Here is a 15,474-nt window from a genome sequence, read left to right as displayed (position 1 = left end):
GCCGGCAACCTGCCTTACGTCTCCGAGATCGCGCCCCTCCTGATCGTCATCAGGCTCGAAGAGTTCAACTATGCGGCGGCGACTGCCATTGCCGCTGTCATGCTGGCGATCTCGTTCGCCATGCTGCTCCTCATCAACTCGATCCAGGCCTGGAGCCGGCGGAGATATGTCTATGTCGCATGACCTGACCGCCGCTTCGGCACCCAGTCCCGGTCTCGGTCCGGCCTCCGGCCCGAAGCCGGCGCTGCCGGAACTGGTCGCCGCCACCTCCGAAAGCCGCTTTGCCCGGCTGACGCTGACGATCGCAGCCCTTGCCTTCGTCGCCCTGTTCCTGCTTCTGCCGCTTGCCGCCGTCTTTACCGAGGCGCTGCGCAAGGGCGTGACCGAATTCGTGCTGGCGCTCGGCGATGCCGAGACTTTTTCCGCCATCCGCCTGACGCTCATCGTTGCCGCCATCGCCGTGCCGCTCAACCTCGTCTTCGGCGTTGCTGCCGCCTGGGCGATCGCCAAGTTCGAGTTCAAGGGCAAGGCGTTTCTGACGACGCTGATCGACCTGCCGTTCTCGGTCTCGCCCGTGATCTCCGGCCTCGTCTTCGTGCTTCTGTTCGGCTCGCACAGTCTGCTTGGCCCCTGGCTGCAGAGCCACGGCATCCAGATCCTGTTTGCCGTGCCCGGCCTGGTGCTGGCCACCGTCTTCGTCACCTTCCCCTTCGTCGCCCGCGAGCTGATCCCGTTGATGCAGGAACAGGGATCGAGCGACGAGGAGGCGGCACTTTCCTTGGGAGCATCCGGCTGGCAGACCTTCTGGCATGTGACGCTGCCCAACATCAAATGGGGGCTGCTTTACGGCGTGCTTTTGTGCAACGCCCGCGCCATGGGCGAGTTCGGCGCCGTGTCGGTGGTGTCGGGCCATATCCGCGGCGAGACCAACACCATGCCGTTGCAGGTGGAAATCCTCTATAATGAATACAACTTCGTCGCCGCGTTCGCGGTGGCGGCGTTGCTGGCGCTGCTGGCGCTGATCACCCTGATTTTGAAGACGGCGCTGGAGATCCGCTACAGCGCCGAGATCGCCGCCAGCCGCAGACACTGACCAGCATTCGAAAGGTATCGCCATGGACGTGCGCGTTCACAACATCCGCAAGGAATTCGGTCGCTTCCCGGCGCTCGACGACGTCTCGCTCGACATCCGCTCCGGCGAGCTGATCGCGCTGCTCGGCCCCTCGGGCTCCGGCAAGACGACGCTGCTCAGGCTCGTCGCCGGTCTCGAAAGCCCGACCGAAGGCACGATCTTCTTCGGCGACGACGATGCCTCGCAAAAGACCGTGCAGGAGCGCAACATCGGCTTCGTCTTCCAGCACTATGCCCTGTTCCGCCACATGACCGTGCTCGACAACGTCGCCTTCGGCCTCAAGGTCCGCCCGTCCAACCGCAGACCGCCTTCGGCCGAGATCCGCAAGCGCGCCCTCGATCTGCTCGACCTGGTGCAGCTCTCCGGTCTCGACAAGCGCTATCCGGCGCAGCTGTCGGGCGGCCAGCGCCAGCGCGTGGCGCTTGCCCGCGCCATGGCGGTCGAACCGAACGTGCTTCTGCTCGACGAACCCTTCGGCGCGCTCGACGCGCAGGTCCGGAAAGAACTGCGCAAGTGGCTCAGGGACATCCACGACCGCACCGGCCACACCACCATCTTCGTCACCCATGACCAGGACGAGGCGCTGGAGCTCGCCGACCGCGTCGTCGTCATGAGCAAGGGCGTGATCGAGCAGGTCGGCACGCCCGACGAAATCTACGACCACCCGGTCTCGCCCTTCGTCTACGGCTTCATCGGCCAGTCGAACTGCCTGTCGGTCACGCTCCAGAACGGCGAGATCTGGTTCGAGGACCGGCCGATCGGCTTGCGCGCGCCGTCCGAAGCCGACGGTCCGGCCAAGCTGCACTTCCGCCCGCACGACATCGAGCTGATCGACGGTTGCGGCGGTTGTCTGGCCGGTCTGGTCGCCGCCAGCCGCCGCGTTGCCGGAACCCGCCATCTCGAACTCGACCTTGGCCGCAACCATCCGCATGTCGAGATCGAGCTCTCCCCCGAACGCGCCGCCGCCGGCGACCACAGCCGCATCGCCTTCCGACCGACAAAGTGGAAACTGTTCAGGGAGGGCCGACCGGAAACGAAGGTCGCACCTGCCGGGGCTACGGAACCCCAGCGCCAGACGGCGGACGAGGCAGAATCCATGCTCGCTGCGCAGGTCTCCTGGGCGGCCCCTTAAGGAAGCTCAAGCGGCCAGACTTCGACCACGCCGTGCGCAACGGCGCAGGGCGTCTGCGACACCAGGGCGATGGCTTCGTCGAGATCGGCCGCTTCGATCACCGCAAAACCGGCCACCGGCAACGGGGATGACAGGAACGGCCCCTCCTTGGTTTCGACCCGGACCGCATCCGCATTGCGCACCTGCACCGGCACGCCCGCAATCCCCATCAACACGCCATCGGCCTGAAGTCGCGCGTCATGCGCATGCGCCGCATCGCGCACCGCTTCCGCCGTGCGATCGTAGCCGGCGCGATCGCCGTATCCGATGGTAATGAATTTCGGCATGAACCTCTTCCTTCAAGTCGCCAGAGAAGAAACGCGCCTAGCTCTGACGGGCTAATTGACAGCCGACCCTTCAGGCCGTTCCGTTGAGAGAACGCGGATGCGCCGGGAAAGTTGCAACAACCTCGGTGCTCGCGTCACAAAAAGGGAGGATCCGATGCCGACCATCATCGCCCATCACAACATCACCAAAGGCGCCGATCACTGGCTGAAATCGCCAAGACGCAAGGAACTCTTCGGCACGCTCGGCATCACCAATATCCGGACCTTCGTCGACCCGAAGGATCCGACGCGCGTGGCCGTCATGATGGATGTTCCCGATATCGGCGCCCTCTCACAGGCGATGCAAAGCCAGGCCGCGGCGGACGCCATGGCCCATGACGGGGTTGTACCGTCGTCGCTCGTGATCCTGGTCGAATCGTAGCGCCCCTTCGCGCGGCGCCTGCTGCGCCACGCATGGCGAAAGACCGCGCTTCGGCCTTCGCCATGCCGGCGAGTTTGAGCCGTCACAATGCGATACATATTGCGGCGAAGACCGACACATCCGGGATACCTCGCCTGAACAGATTGCGATCGTTGCCTCACGAACAGACGAAGGAACGATCACATGAGCCACCGCATCCTCCCGACCATCGCGCTTGCCTTGGCGACAAGCGTCGTCGCCTTCGCAGCGCAAGCAGCCGAGATCAAGAACATCGTCATCGTTCACGGCGCTTTCGCCGACGGTTCCGGCTGGAGAGAAGCCTCCGAAATCCTCGGGCGCCGCGGCTTCAACGTGACCGTCGTCCAGGAGCCGCTGACGTCGCTCGGCGCGGACATCGAGGCGACGAACCGCATCCTCGATCTGCAGGACGGCCCCACCCTGCTCGTCGGCCACAGCTATGGCGGCATGGTCATCACCGAGGCCGGACACCATGGCAAGGTCGTAGGGCTGGTGTATGTCGCCGCCTTTCAGCCCGACAAGGGCGAAAACCTTGCAACGCTCGCCGGATCGAACCCTGCGGCCGCCATGAGCGTGCGGGAAACCACCGACGGCAAGTATCTCTATCTCGACCCAAAGGCGTTTCCGGCCGACTTCGCCGCCGATTTGCCTGCGGCGGAGGCGGCCTTTGCGGCGCGATCGCAAGTCCTTGCCGCCAAGGAGGTCTTTGCCGCCAAAGTCGGCGACCCCGCCTGGCGCACCAAGAAAAGCTGGTCGATCATCGCGACCGATGACCGCGCCATCAACCCGGACCTGGAGAGAAGCATGGCCAAGCGCGCCGGCAGTGAGGTGACCGAAATCAAGGCGAGCCACGCTGTCTTTGCCTCGCAACCGGAAAAGGTTGCCGGTGTCATCGAGGCCGCAGCCGAGGAGGCCGCCAAATAGTCCTAACGCCGCCCTTCGCGACCTGAATGTAACCCTCGGCACTCAGGTCGCCTCCCTTGACGGTAACCGACATCTGCCGCCAAAGACCTGTAACAATACTTCGGTAGCTTGCCTGGGATCACACCTCAGCGCGAAGCGTTCTCGCCATACCCTTAAGTCGCTGCCGAAGCCCAGCTTGACAGCTTGCGGCCAACGGCTGCAAACTTCGCTCATGGGGTTGCGATCACCCCATGAGGCGCCAGCCGAAGCATCGCGTCCACAGAACCGCTCATCCGGAGGACGCGTCATGTCGTCATATCTCGAAATCTCATCGGAAAAACTCGCTCGCCTTATCGGCACGCCGAACTGTCCCGCGCTGATCGACGTTCGCGTCGACGAGGACTTCGACGCCGATCCACGTCTCGTCCCCGGATCCGTCCGGCGCGACTATCGAAGCGTGCAGGACTGGACGCCGGACGTCGATAAAGCGTCGGCGATCATCATCTGCCAGCAGGGCAAGAAGCTCAGCCACGGCGTTGCCGCCTGGCTGCGCAATGCCGGCATCTCCGCCGATGTGCTCGAAGGCGGGTTCGAGGCGTGGGTCGCAGGCGGCAACCCCGCCGTGCCGTCTTCGGCACTACCGGAACGGAACGCCCATGGGCAAACCGTCTGGGTCACCCGGGCGAGGCCGAAGATCGACCGCATCGCCTGCCCCTGGCTGATCCGGCGCTTCGTCGACCCGAATGCCGTTTTCCTCTACGTGGCACCGTCGGAGGTCGAATTGGTCGGCGACCGCTTCCGGGCGACACCGTTCGACATCGATGCCCCGATCCGTTGGAGCCATCGCGGCGAACTCTGCACCTTCGACGTCATGGTCGAGGAATTCGGGCTTGCCACCGCCCCGCTGTTGCGACTCGCCACGATCGTGCGTGCAGCCGATACCGCCCGCCTCGAACTTGCGCCGGAGGCATCGGGCCTGCTTGCCGCTTCGCTCGGCCTCTCGCGCATGTATGCGGACGATCTGGAACAGCTGGATGCCGGCATGCTGCTCTACGACGCCTTCTATCGCTGGTGCCGCGATGCTACCAACGAGACCCACAACTGGCCTTCGGCCAAGAAGGACGCCTAAGATGACCGACATCGCAGACAAGGCCGCGCCGGGACCGGCACGGCAACGGGAAAGCCACGGCATCTCCTTTGGCGAAGCGGTGCGGGTTTGGGCGCGCATTGCGGCACTGAGCTTCGGCGGGCCGGCCGGACAGATCGCCGTCATGCACCGCATCCTCGTCGATGAAAAGCGCTGGATCGGCGAACACCGTTTCCTGCACGCGCTCAACTACTGCATGCTTTTGCCGGGACCCGAGGCGCAACAGCTTGCCGTTTATATCGGCTGGCTCCTGCATCGCACCGCCGGCGGCCTCGTTGCCGGCATCCTCTTCGTGCTCCCGGGGTTTCTCGCGATCCTCGGCTTGAGCTACATCTACGCCGCCTTCGGCAGCGTCACCGTCGTCGAGGGCCTCTTCTTCGGGCTGAAGGCGGCCGTGCTCGCGGTCGTCGTTCAGGCCGTCTTCCGCATCGGCGGGCGGGCGTTGAAGAACCAGGTGATGATCGGCATTGCCGCAGCCGCCTTCATCGCCATCTTCGTTTTCCGGGTCCCCTTCCCGCTCATCATCCTTGCAGCCGGCGTCCTCGGCTATGTCGGCGCCCGTTCCGGCTCGCAGTTCTTTCGCATCGGCGGGGGTTACAAGGCCGGCACGGGTCCGGTGCTCAAGGACGAAGACTCCGTGCTCGGCGACGAAATTCCCGCGCATGCGCGCCCGAACCTCGCCTGGTCGCTGCGGATCTCGGCGATCCTGCTTGCCCTGTGGCTGGTGCCGCTGGCGCTGCTGGTCGCGATCCTCGGCACGGGCAACGTCTTCAGCCAGATCGGCCTCTTCTTCAGCCAGATGGCGGTGGTGACCTTCGGCGGCGCCTATGCCGTACTTGCCTATGTGGCGCAGGAAGCGGTGCAGCACTACGGTTGGCTGAAGCCCGGCGAGATGCTCGACGGGCTTGGCATGGCCGAGACGACGCCCGGGCCGCTGATCATGGTGGTGCAGTTCGTCGGCTTCATGGGCGCCTATCGCGATCCCGGCACGCTGTCCCCCATGGCGGCCGCGACCCTCGGAGCGATGCTGACGACCTGGGTTACCTTCGTTCCCTGCTTCCTCTGGATCTTTCTCGGCGCGCCCTTCATCGAGCGGCTGCGCAACAACGTCGCGCTGACCGGCGCCATGTCGGCGATCACCGCCGCCGTCGTCGGGGTCATCCTCAATCTTGCGGTCTGGTTCGGCCTGCACACGCTGTTTGCCGAAGTCGCCCCCTGGACGCTCGGGCCATTGGCGCTCGATGTTCCAGTTCTAGGGTCGCTGGTGCTGCCGTCGCTGCTGCTGACGCTTGCGGCCGGCGTGGCGATCTGCCGCTTCAATGTGTCGGTGATAACGACGCTGCTTGCCTGCGCGCTCGCCGGCATGGCCTGGACGCTGGCAACGAGCTGAGGGCGGAGCGGCGTCAGTCGTCGTAGACCGATTGCGGCAGGTGAAACCCCTCCGGCAATTGCGCTCCGTAGTGGCGCTCCTCCGGCAATGGCGGCGGAGGCTCGCGGTGCTTTATCGCGCGAGCCGCAAGCACGGCCTTCAGCTGCACGGGCCGGTAGTGTTCGACAAGGCTCGGAAGTGTCTCTTGCTTGTCCGTCTGTCGCGACATCGCGGGCTCCTCGGAAAGGTCTCTCGCCACCGAGCCACAGTGCCAGTCAACCGACTGTGTTGCAACAATTGCCGAGCGATCGGCAGTCCCGGGGGGGCGTTGCCTCCGCATAACTGCCGCGAGCGACCCACAAGATATTCGGGTGAACTCCCCTTGCGTCCGTAACCGCTCACCCTACCTCTGCAGCGCTGCCAGATGGCACGCAACACGCAGCGAGGACACGACTATGCAGGGCACCCTTTCGAAACTCGGCCTGAGACATCCCCTGATCGTCGCGCCGATGGCCGGAGGCCCTTCGTCGCCTGCGCTGGTGGCAGCCTCTTCGGCCGCCGGCGCCCTTGGCTCGGTGGGTGCGGCCTATTCGAGCCCGGCGGCAATCGCAGAGTTCGTCCAGACCGTGCGCGCCCGCACGGATCGTCCCTTCGCCATCAACCTCTTCATCCAGCATCCGCAGCCGAAGGTCGACGCCGCGGCGCTCGAGCGCGCCGTGCGCGCAACGGCGGGGTACCGCGCCGAACTCGGCCTGCCGACGCCGGAATTTGCAGCGCCCTACGAAGAGGATTTCGACCATCAGTTCGAGGCGGTGCTGCGGGCAAAGCCTGCGGCGCTGAGCTTCGTCTTCGGCGTCCTGCCTGGCGAGCACATGCGCGCTGCTCGTGACGCCGGAATGTTGATCATCGGCACGGCAACGACGCCCGAGGAAGCCCTGGCGCTCGAAGAGAGCGGCGTCGATGCCATTACGCTGCAGGGATATGAGGCCGGTGGGCATCGTGGCATCTTCGATCCGTCCGCCGAAGACAGCGAAACCGGCCTTGAAGACCTGCTCGCCCGGAGCCTCGGAAGGATCAAGGTACCACTCATCGCCGCGGGCGGGATCATGACGGGTTCCGATATCCAAGCCGTTCTCGCGAAAGGCGCCAGCGCCGTACAGATGGGTACGGCCTTCCTCGCGACCGCCGAAGCCGGGACGTCGGCGCCCTATCGCACGGCGCTAGAGGGCGCGGAGCGGAAGACGCGAACGACGCGCGCCTTCTCCGGTCGGTTTGCGCGCGGCGTCGAAAACCGTTTCATGAACGAGGTGGATGCCGCCGCCGTGATGCCCTTCCCGGCGCAGAACAAGTTCACGCGTGACATCAGGGCTGCGTCCACGGCGAAGGGGTCACCAGACTTTCTCTCCTTGTGGTCGGGAACCGGCAAGGGCGAGCTTTGGCAGGGCTCCGCATCCGATTTGATCGCCCGCCTCTTTCCGGCGTAGCGCTGAAGGTGCCGGTGCGCGCCATCGCCCCTTTACTTCCGCCACGTTGCAGGCGAATTCTTGCTGATTGGCGGCATCTCTTGCGAAAGTCGGCAGAATGGATCGTATCGATGCGATGAAGGTCTTCGTGACCGCGGTCGACGAAGGCAGTCTCGCGGCGGCAGCCCGGCGGCTCAAGCGATCTCCGACCGCCGTCAGTCGCGCCCTGAACCTGCTCGAAGCCCATGTCGGTGTCGAACTGCTACACCGGACGACCCGCTCGCTGAAACTCAGCGAAGCCGGCCAGCGCTATGCAGCGGCCTGCCGGCGGGTGTTGATCGATCTTGAAGAGGCCGACATACTCGCGGGCGGCGAGCGTGCAGCGCCGCGCGGTACACTGACGATCTCCGCCCCGCCGATCCTCGGCGAAGAGATCCTGCGCCCGATCCTCGACGACTTCCTCAATCTCTACCCGGCGGTTTCGGCCCGGCTGCTGCTGCTCGACCGCTTCGTGAACCTTGTCGACGAAGGCGTCGATATCGCGTTGCGCATCGGCCATCTCGCGGATTCTTCGCTGATCTCGACACGCATCGGCGGGGATATAAGGCGCGTCGTTGTCGCCTCTCCCCGCTATCTCGCCAGCCATCCGCGCATCGACGAGCCCGCCGACCTCGCCAAGCACCGGATCGTCGCCTTTACCAACTTCGGCCTCGATTCCTGGGCCTTCACGCCGGCCGAGGGCTCGCTGATCCCGCGCACGGTGCAGTTCACGCCACGCTATATCGTCAACAGCGTGCGCGCGGCTGTCGATTCCGCCGCTGCGGGCACCGGGCTTACCCGGCTCTATTCCTACCATGTCGCGCGCCATGTCCATGGCGGGCAGCTCAAGATCGTACTGGCCGATGCCGAGCATCCGCCGATGCCGGTTCATCTTCTGGCACCGCAGGGCCGCATGGCGGTTCCGAAGGTCCGAGCCTTCGCGGATTTCGCCTTGCCGCGTCTCAGGACCGAGTTCGCACGCATGGCAAAGGAAGCTGGCACGCTTAGCTGATTATGCCGAATTTCGGTTGATTGAGTGCCGAATGGCGCCAATTCTCCCACACATCGGATGGGTCTAAATCTGATTGCACCAACGCCGAGGGCGAAGGACGGGCTGAACGAAACGCCCGTTGCAATCGAAGAAGGATCACATCCATGAGCAACGAACAGAAGGTCGCCATTATCACCGGTGCGTCGCAGGGTATCGGCGCCGCCCTGGTGCAGGCCTACCGCGATCGCAACTACCGCGTCGTCGCCACCTCGCGCTCGATTCCGCAGAGCGCGGATGCGGGCATCCTCGCTGTTGCAGGCGACATCGGCGATCCCGAGACCGCCGAGCGCGTCGTGCGCCAGGGCCTCGAACGGTTCGGCCGTATCGACACCCTGGTCAACAATGCCGGCGTCTTCACCGCCAAGCCGTTCACCGATTTCACCCAGGAAGACTATGACCTGAACTTGAACGTCAACGTCGCCGGATTCTTCCACATTACCCAGCGCGTCGCCCGCGAGATGCTGAAGCAGGGCTCCGGCCATATCGCCAGCATCACCACCAGCCTCGTCAACCAGCCGATCGCCGGCGTGCCGGCCGCGCTCGCCTCCATCACCAAGGGCGGCCTCAATTCGGTAACACAGGCGCTCGCCATCGAATTCGCAACGTCAGGCGTTCGCGTCAACGCGGTTTCGCCCGGCATCATCAAGACGCCGATGCACGCGCCGGAAACGCATGCGGCGCTCTCGACGCTTCACCCCGTCGGCCGCATGGGCGAGATCCGCGATATCGTCGACGCCGTTCTTTACCTGGAGGGTGCCGGCTTCGTGACCGGCGAGATCCTGCATGTGGACGGCGGCCAGAACGCCGGACGCTGGTAGGATCGCAACTCTCCCAACAAACGCGGCACCTTGGGTGCCATCAAGCTCCAGAAAGGAGACGGCAATGCCGATCGTAACAGTTCAGGTGACCCGCGAGGGCACCACGCCGGAGCGCCAAGCGGTAACGGCGGAGGAAAAGGCGGAGATCATCAAGGGCGTCAGCCAGGTGCTACTCGACGTGCTCAACAAGCCGCTGGAATCCACCTATGTGGTCATCGAGGAAGTCGACCTCGACAATTGGGGCTGGGGCGGCCTGCCCACCGCCCAGTATCGCGCACAGCTTGCTGCAAAAGCTAAAGCCTGACGCCGTCAGCCACAGTTCCCGCGACCCGCCGCTTAACACCAAGCGGCGGGTTTCCTTTGTGAAATTGTGTCGAAATGTATCCGCGGGCGCTTGCATTACAATCGCATGCAAGTCTGGATGTTGCGAACACACCGACGACATATCCGGAGCGTCAACCGGACGGAGCAAGTGCCGCTGCGCGCCCGCCAACCGACTTGAGGAGTTTGCTCGATGGAGCATATCGACCATGTGCTGATCGTCGACGACGACCGTGAGATCCGGGAACTCGTGTCGAGTTACCTCAAGAAAAACGGCCTGCGCACGACCACGGTCGCCGACGGGCGGCAGATGCGCAGCTTCCTCGAGGGCGACACCGTGGATCTGATCGTGCTCGACGTGATGATGCCGGGCGACGACGGGTTGGTGCTCAGCCGCGAACTGCGCGCCGGCAAACATAAAGCGATCCCGATCATCATGCTCACCGCCCGCTCGGACGAGATGGACCGCATTCTCGGGCTCGAAATGGGTGCGGACGACTATCTCTCCAAGCCATTTTCCGCACGCGAACTGCTGGCCCGCATCAAGGCCGTGCTTCGGCGCGCGCGCATGCTGCCGCCCAACCTGCAGATTTCGGAGGCCGGGCAGTTGCTGCGCTTCGGCCGGTGGAAGCTCGACACGACGGCGCGGCACCTGATCGACGCCGATGGCACCGTGATCGCGCTGAGCGGCGCCGAATATCGGCTGCTGAAGGTGTTCATCGACCACCCCCAGCGCGTGCTCAACCGCGACCAGCTGCTCAATCTCACGCAGGGCCGCGAGGCCGATCTCTTCGATCGCTCGATCGACCTGCTCGTCAGCCGGGTCCGCCAGCGGCTCGGCGACGACGCCCGCGAGCCGGCCTACATCAAGACGGTGCGCAGCGAAGGCTATGTCTTCTCGGTACCGATCGAGATCGTGGAGGCGCGCGAATGACCGCGAACGCTGCTGATAGGGGCTTTCGACTATGGCCGCGCACGCTCAGGGCGCGGCTCTTTGTTATCCTGCTGGCCGGCCTCGCCATCGCACATGTGATGTCGTTCACCGTTCTGTTCTTCGAGCGCTACATGGCGGCCAAGTCCGTCATGTTCAACACGCTGGAAAACGACATAGCGACCTCGATCGCGATCCTCGACCGCCTGCCCGCGGACGAGCGTGCCTCCTGGCTCAATCGCCTCAGCCGCGACAACTACAGCTTCATTCTCGGACCGGGCGTGCCCGGCAACCCCTCGGTCGAATCGGCCACAGCGGAGCTCTCCGCCAACATCCAGCGCGCGACCGGCCCGAAATATCCGGTCACAGTCGAGACGATCCCCGGCGATCGCCGCCACGTGCAGGCGCATCTGACATTGAGCGACGGCTCGCCGCTGACGATCGACGTCTATCCCAAGGGCGTCATGCCGCTCGCCGACTGGCTGCCTTACGTGCTGCTGGCGCAGCTCGCGCTCCTGCTCTTCTGCAGCTGGTTTGCCATGCGCCAGGCGGTCCGCCCACTCGTCAACCTTGCCGCAGCGGCCGACACGCTCGACCCGAACCGCAACACGCCGCGGCTCAGCGAAACCGGTCCGACGGAAGTCGCCTATGCGGCAACCGCATTCAACGCCATGCGCGACCGCATCGCCCAGTACCTCGAAGAGCGCGTCCAGATACTGGCCGCCATATCCCACGACCTGCAGACGCCGATCACCCGCATGAAGCTGCGCGCGGAAATGGCCGAAGATTTCGCCGATCGCGAGAAGCTGATTCAGGACCTCGGCCAGATCGAGAGCCTGGTGAAGGAGGGCGTCGCCTATGCCCGTAGCGCCCACGGCAATGTCGAGAAATCGACGCGCGTGGATCTCGCCTCGTTCATTGAAAGCCTCGTCTACGACTATCAGGACACCGGCAAGTCCGTCAGCGCCAGCGACGTCGATGGCGGCACGATCACGACCCGGCCGCAGGCGCTCAGGCGCATTCTCACCAACCTCGTCGACAACGCGCTCAAATTCGCAGGCAGCGCCGAAATCGAGGCGCAGCGGCTTGCCGACGATACGGTGATCATCAGCGTGCTCGACCACGGGCCGGGCATCCCGGAAGATCAACTGGGCGCCGTGCTGAAACCCTTCGTCCGGTTGGAGGATTCCCGCAATCGTGAAACCGGCGGCACTGGGCTTGGGCTCGCCATCGCCCAGCAGTTGGCAGCCTCCATCAACGCGTCGCTGACCTTGCGCAATCGCGACGGCGGCGGCCTTTTGGGCGAGCTGGTGATCCGTCCTCAGTAGAGCTGAGCGCCAGGGGCGCCGCCCTGCAGCATATTAAAAACCAATAATATAATGACGTTCTTTAACGTGATTACTGAGCTTAAGCCGGCTGTTCACGGGGACTTGACCGTATCCAAGCCTGCCGCAAAGAGCGGCGGCCATGATGGCCGCCGCTCGTATACCAGATGGATTGCAGGTGCGGATCAGACAAGGTTGATCGTCACGTCGATGTTCCCGCGCGTCGCCTTGGAATAAGGGCAGGTCTGGTGAGCGGCATCGACGAGACGTCGCGCAACGTCGGCGTCGATCCCCGGCAGGCTGACATTCAGCCGCGCCTTCAGGAAGTAACCGCCGTCGCGGTTCAGCAGATCCACTTCGGCATCGACAGCCACGTCGGCGGGAAGTGCTATCTTCGACTGGCCGGCCGCCAGACCGATCGCGCCGATGAAACACGCAGACCACCCGGCGGCAAAGAGTTGCTCCGGGTTCGTCCCCGGCCGCGAACTGCCGGGGCTGGAAAGCTTGGTGTCCAGGCGTCCGTCGTCGCTGCGGGCGGCGCAGTCGCGTCCGCCGGTCGTGTGGGTCTTGCCGGTGTAGAGTACCTTTTCAGCTGCGCTCATGGTCTTTTCCTTTCGACAGGTTTGCCGTCCGGGCCCGATTGCCCTGCGGCTGTCGAGACGCATCTGGCGCTTTCAAGGTGTATCGGATGTTTCACCGGCGGCCCGGAAATGTATGGAAACCTACCCAGAGGCCGGCGCGGATACACGCTGATACGAAGCGGGCGTGTCGCCCGTGGCATCCGGCGGGTCGCGACACGATCACCGCGCACAAAAAAACGCGGGGCCGGCGAACCGAGCCCCGCGCCTCCACGCAATCTGCGGGAGAAAAACTAGAAACGATCGACAGCGACAATTGCCTCGGCAAAAGCGAGTGGCGCCTCCTGCGGCAGGTTATGGCCGATGCCGCCGGTAATCAGCCGATGCTCGTATCGGCCCGAGAACCGCTTGGCGTAGGCGGCGGGATCGGGATGCGGCGCGCCATTGGCGTCGCCCTCGAGCGTGATGGTCGGGACGGCAATGGTGGGGAACTGCGCCAGCCGCTTTTCGAGGTCGTCGTACTGTGCTTCCCCCTCGGCCAGGCTGAGCCGCCAACGGTAGTTGTGGATCGAGATGTCGACATGATCGGGGTTTTCAAGCGCCTCGGCGCTCCTGTCGAAAGTCGCGTCGTCGAAATTCCACTTCGGCGAGGCAAGCGTCCAGATCAGCCGGGCGAACTCCTTGCGGTTCTGCTTGTAGCCCTCATAGCCTCGCTCGGTGGCGAAATAGAACTGGTACCACCAGGCAAGCTCGCCCTGCGGCGAAAGCGGCTTCCTGTTCACCTCCTGGCTGCCGATGAGATAGCCGCTGACGGAGACCAGCGCCTTGCAGCGCTCGGGCCACAGGGCCGCGATGATATTGGCGGTTCGCGCGCCCCAGTCGCAGCCGCCGATGACCGCCTTTTCGATCTTGAGCGCGTCCATCAGGGCAATGATATCCGTCGCGATCACAGCCTGCTGGCCCTTCCTCGGAGTGTCGGCAGAGAGGAACCGGGTCGTACCGTAGCCGCGCAGATAGGGAACGATAACACGATAGCCGGCATTGGCGAGCACCGGCGCTACATCCACATAGGTATGGATGTCATAGGGCCAGCCGTGCAGCAGAATGACGACCGGAGCGTCGCTCGCACCAAGTTCGGCATAGCCGACATTGAGCACGCCGGCATCGATCTGCTTGAGGGCCGGGAAGGACTTGTTCGTGCCCGGAGCGACGACCGGCAGGCGCGGCGCCTCAGCGGCTCCCGCTTGCGCTCTGACCGCGCCAGCCGAAACGAACTGCGTTGCCGCCAGCGAGAGTGCGATTGCGCCGATGAAACGGCGGCGCGGGTGGTTGATTTCGTCCGACATTGACTACCCTCCAGTGAACTGAACTGGCATCAGGAATGAAGTGCTGGTGTATCCGGAGCGTGTGCCTGGCGGCGCCCTATTGAAAGCACGTGTAGAAATGGGGGGACCGGATACACGGCGATACAATCGCTTTTCGAGGCAGGTCGCTGCCGTCAGGCAACGCCCTCGCGTGCATTGCGGCGGATCGTCTGGGGCGGTTGCCCGAGCGTGCGCAGGAAGGCCCGGCGCATGCGGTCGCTATCGGCAAAACCGGTCTGCTCGGCAATCACGTCCATGGAGTGGCGGCCCTGCTCCATCAACAGGCGCGCGGCTTCCACCCGCAGATGCTCGACCGCTTTTGCCGGCGACTGGCCGGTTTCGGAACGGAAGGCACGACTGAACTGGCGCGCGCTCAAGCCTGCGGCGTCAGCGAGTTCGTCGACCGAGAGGACGTTTCGCAGGTTGGCTTTGGCGTAATTGACCGACTTTTGAATGCGGTCCGACTTCGGATCGAGTTCCAGCAAGGCGGAAAACTGCGACTGGCCGCCAGCGCGCCGGTGATAGACGACGAGCTTGCGCGCCACCTGACGGGCGACATCCTCGCCATGGTCCTTCTCGATCATCGCCAGCGCCAGATCGATGCTGGCCGTCATCCCGGCCGAGGTCCACACGCTGCCATCGACGATAAAGATGCGATCCTCCTCTACCTTGACCTCGGGAAAGCGCTCGCGCAACTGGCGGGCGAACACCCAATGGGTGGTGGCGCGACGACCGTCGAGCAGTCCGGACTCGGCGAGGATGAAGGCGCCTGTGCAAGGGGCGGCCACCCGTCGCGAGACCTCCAGGGCATGGCGCGCGAAGGCGGCAAGCCCCGGCGTTACCGGCTCGATCACGGTGCCCGCGCCGAACATGACGGTGTCATAGACCGCATCGTCGAAAGCCTTCGTGAGCACGCCGAAGCCAGCGGACGCCTTGACCTCGCCGCCCGCCTCCGACAACAATTCGATCGCATAGGCCGGTTCGCCAAGCGTCAGGTTGGCGATCTCAAAGGCGGTGACCGCCGCGAAACCCATCAGCTGAAATCCCGGAAAGACCACGTAGCCGATCCTGTGCATCTCACACCACCTCTGTCCGACCTTGTCCGGAATGGCCGCTTATAGCAGATTTGCGCCATA

The 15,474-nt window shown here is 64.4% G+C and carries 17 protein-coding genes and 1 pseudogene; 13 read left to right on the top strand and 5 right to left on the bottom strand.

Annotation, left to right across the window (positions count from 1 at the left end; all coding sequences use genetic code 11):
- The 3 genes and pseudogenes from M2267_RS21155 to M2267_RS21145 all read left to right on the top strand — a co-directional run.
- A pseudogene (locus M2267_RS21155) lies at positions 1-183 on the top strand (molybdate ABC transporter permease subunit); the annotation flags it as partial.
- A complete protein-coding gene (cysW, locus tag M2267_RS21150; RefSeq protein ID WP_429116843.1) occupies positions 173-1,093 on the top strand; it encodes a sulfate ABC transporter permease subunit CysW in 921 nt (306 codons plus the stop codon). The pseudogene M2267_RS21155 and the gene cysW, both read left to right, overlap by 11 nt.
- 22 nt (positions 1,094-1,115) lie before the next feature.
- Positions 1,116-2,264, top strand: a complete 1,149-nt coding sequence (locus M2267_RS21145; RefSeq protein ID WP_429116840.1) for a sulfate/molybdate ABC transporter ATP-binding protein — start codon at positions 1,116-1,118, stop codon at positions 2,262-2,264.
- On the opposite strand, the gene M2267_RS21140 is transcribed toward M2267_RS21145, so the two are convergent.
- Complete coding sequence (locus M2267_RS21140; protein WP_429116838.1) at positions 2,261-2,590, bottom strand: YciI family protein; 330 nt, start codon at positions 2,588-2,590, stop codon at positions 2,261-2,263. The two genes, M2267_RS21145 and M2267_RS21140, sit on opposite strands and share 4 nt — an antisense overlap.
- 154 nt (positions 2,591-2,744) lie before the next feature.
- Between M2267_RS21140 and M2267_RS21135 the strand changes: the two genes are divergently transcribed.
- The 4 genes from M2267_RS21135 (at position 2,745) to chrA (ending at position 6,469) form a co-directional block, all read left to right on the top strand.
- Positions 2,745-3,011 carry a hypothetical protein gene (locus tag M2267_RS21135; protein ID WP_429116835.1) on the top strand — a complete coding sequence of 89 codons (267 nt, stop codon included), beginning with the start codon at positions 2,745-2,747 and terminating at the stop codon, positions 3,009-3,011.
- Positions 3,012-3,194: 183 nt separating this feature from the next.
- A complete protein-coding gene (locus tag M2267_RS21130) occupies positions 3,195-3,953 on the top strand; it encodes an alpha/beta hydrolase (RefSeq protein ID WP_429116833.1) in 759 nt (252 codons plus the stop codon).
- Between the two features lie 286 nt (positions 3,954-4,239).
- Positions 4,240-5,061, top strand: a complete 822-nt coding sequence (locus tag M2267_RS21125; RefSeq protein WP_429116831.1) for a chromate resistance protein ChrB domain-containing protein — start codon at positions 4,240-4,242, stop codon at positions 5,059-5,061.
- A 1-nt stretch (position 5,062) separates the two neighbouring features.
- Positions 5,063-6,469 (top strand): chromate efflux transporter, encoded by a 1,407-nt coding sequence (gene chrA / locus M2267_RS21120; protein ID WP_429116829.1) that lies wholly within the window; start codon positions 5,063-5,065, stop codon positions 6,467-6,469.
- Between the two features lie 13 nt (positions 6,470-6,482).
- On the opposite strand, the gene M2267_RS21115 is transcribed toward chrA, so the two are convergent.
- Positions 6,483-6,677, bottom strand: a complete 195-nt coding sequence (locus M2267_RS21115; RefSeq protein ID WP_043626665.1) for a hypothetical protein — start codon at positions 6,675-6,677, stop codon at positions 6,483-6,485.
- A 226-nt stretch (positions 6,678-6,903) separates the two neighbouring features.
- Here M2267_RS21115 and M2267_RS21110 point away from each other — a divergent pair, with 226 nt between their 5' ends.
- From M2267_RS21110 to M2267_RS21085, 6 genes are all read left to right on the top strand, one after another.
- The gene (locus M2267_RS21110) at positions 6,904-7,932 is read left to right on the top strand and encodes an NAD(P)H-dependent flavin oxidoreductase (protein ID WP_429116828.1); all 1,029 of its coding nucleotides are present in this window, start codon (positions 6,904-6,906) and stop codon (positions 7,930-7,932) included.
- A 97-nt stretch (positions 7,933-8,029) separates the two neighbouring features.
- Positions 8,030-8,962 carry a LysR family transcriptional regulator gene (locus M2267_RS21105; RefSeq protein ID WP_429116826.1) on the top strand — a complete coding sequence of 311 codons (933 nt, stop codon included), beginning with the start codon at positions 8,030-8,032 and terminating at the stop codon, positions 8,960-8,962.
- Between the two features lie 143 nt (positions 8,963-9,105).
- On the top strand, positions 9,106-9,819 hold the full coding sequence (locus M2267_RS21100) for an SDR family NAD(P)-dependent oxidoreductase (RefSeq protein WP_429116824.1): 714 nt from the start codon (positions 9,106-9,108) through the stop codon (positions 9,817-9,819).
- Between the two features lie 64 nt (positions 9,820-9,883).
- Positions 9,884-10,123 carry a tautomerase family protein gene (locus M2267_RS21095; RefSeq protein WP_429116822.1) on the top strand — a complete coding sequence of 80 codons (240 nt, stop codon included), beginning with the start codon at positions 9,884-9,886 and terminating at the stop codon, positions 10,121-10,123.
- 210 nt (positions 10,124-10,333) lie between these two features.
- The gene (locus M2267_RS21090; RefSeq protein WP_043626678.1) at positions 10,334-11,074 is read left to right on the top strand and encodes a response regulator; all 741 of its coding nucleotides are present in this window, start codon (positions 10,334-10,336) and stop codon (positions 11,072-11,074) included.
- Positions 11,071-12,399 (top strand): HAMP domain-containing sensor histidine kinase, encoded by a 1,329-nt coding sequence (locus M2267_RS21085; protein ID WP_429116820.1) that lies wholly within the window; start codon positions 11,071-11,073, stop codon positions 12,397-12,399. The genes M2267_RS21090 and M2267_RS21085 overlap by 4 nt, the downstream gene beginning before the upstream one ends.
- Positions 12,400-12,581: 182 nt before the next feature.
- On the opposite strand, the gene M2267_RS21080 is transcribed toward M2267_RS21085, so the two are convergent.
- The 3 genes from M2267_RS21080 to M2267_RS21070 form a co-directional block, all read right to left on the bottom strand.
- Positions 12,582-12,998, bottom strand: coding sequence for an organic hydroperoxide resistance protein (locus M2267_RS21080; protein ID WP_429116817.1), 417 nt, complete (start codon positions 12,996-12,998; stop codon positions 12,582-12,584).
- 269 nt (positions 12,999-13,267) lie between these two features.
- Positions 13,268-14,320: an alpha/beta fold hydrolase gene (locus tag M2267_RS21075; RefSeq protein WP_429116814.1), complete on the bottom strand. Its 1,053-nt coding sequence runs from the start codon at positions 14,318-14,320 to the stop codon at positions 13,268-13,270.
- 152 nt (positions 14,321-14,472) lie between these two features.
- Positions 14,473-15,414 (bottom strand): GlxA family transcriptional regulator, encoded by a 942-nt coding sequence (locus tag M2267_RS21070; RefSeq protein ID WP_112772191.1) that lies wholly within the window; start codon positions 15,412-15,414, stop codon positions 14,473-14,475.
- Positions 15,415-15,474: the final 60 nt, after the last annotated feature.

This window comes from Ensifer sp. KUDG1, assembly GCF_050434285.1.
Lineage (GTDB): Bacteria > Pseudomonadota > Alphaproteobacteria > Rhizobiales > Rhizobiaceae > Ensifer.
Note: the sequence above shows the minus strand (reverse complement) of the source record. Positions and strands in the feature narration are given on the sequence as shown.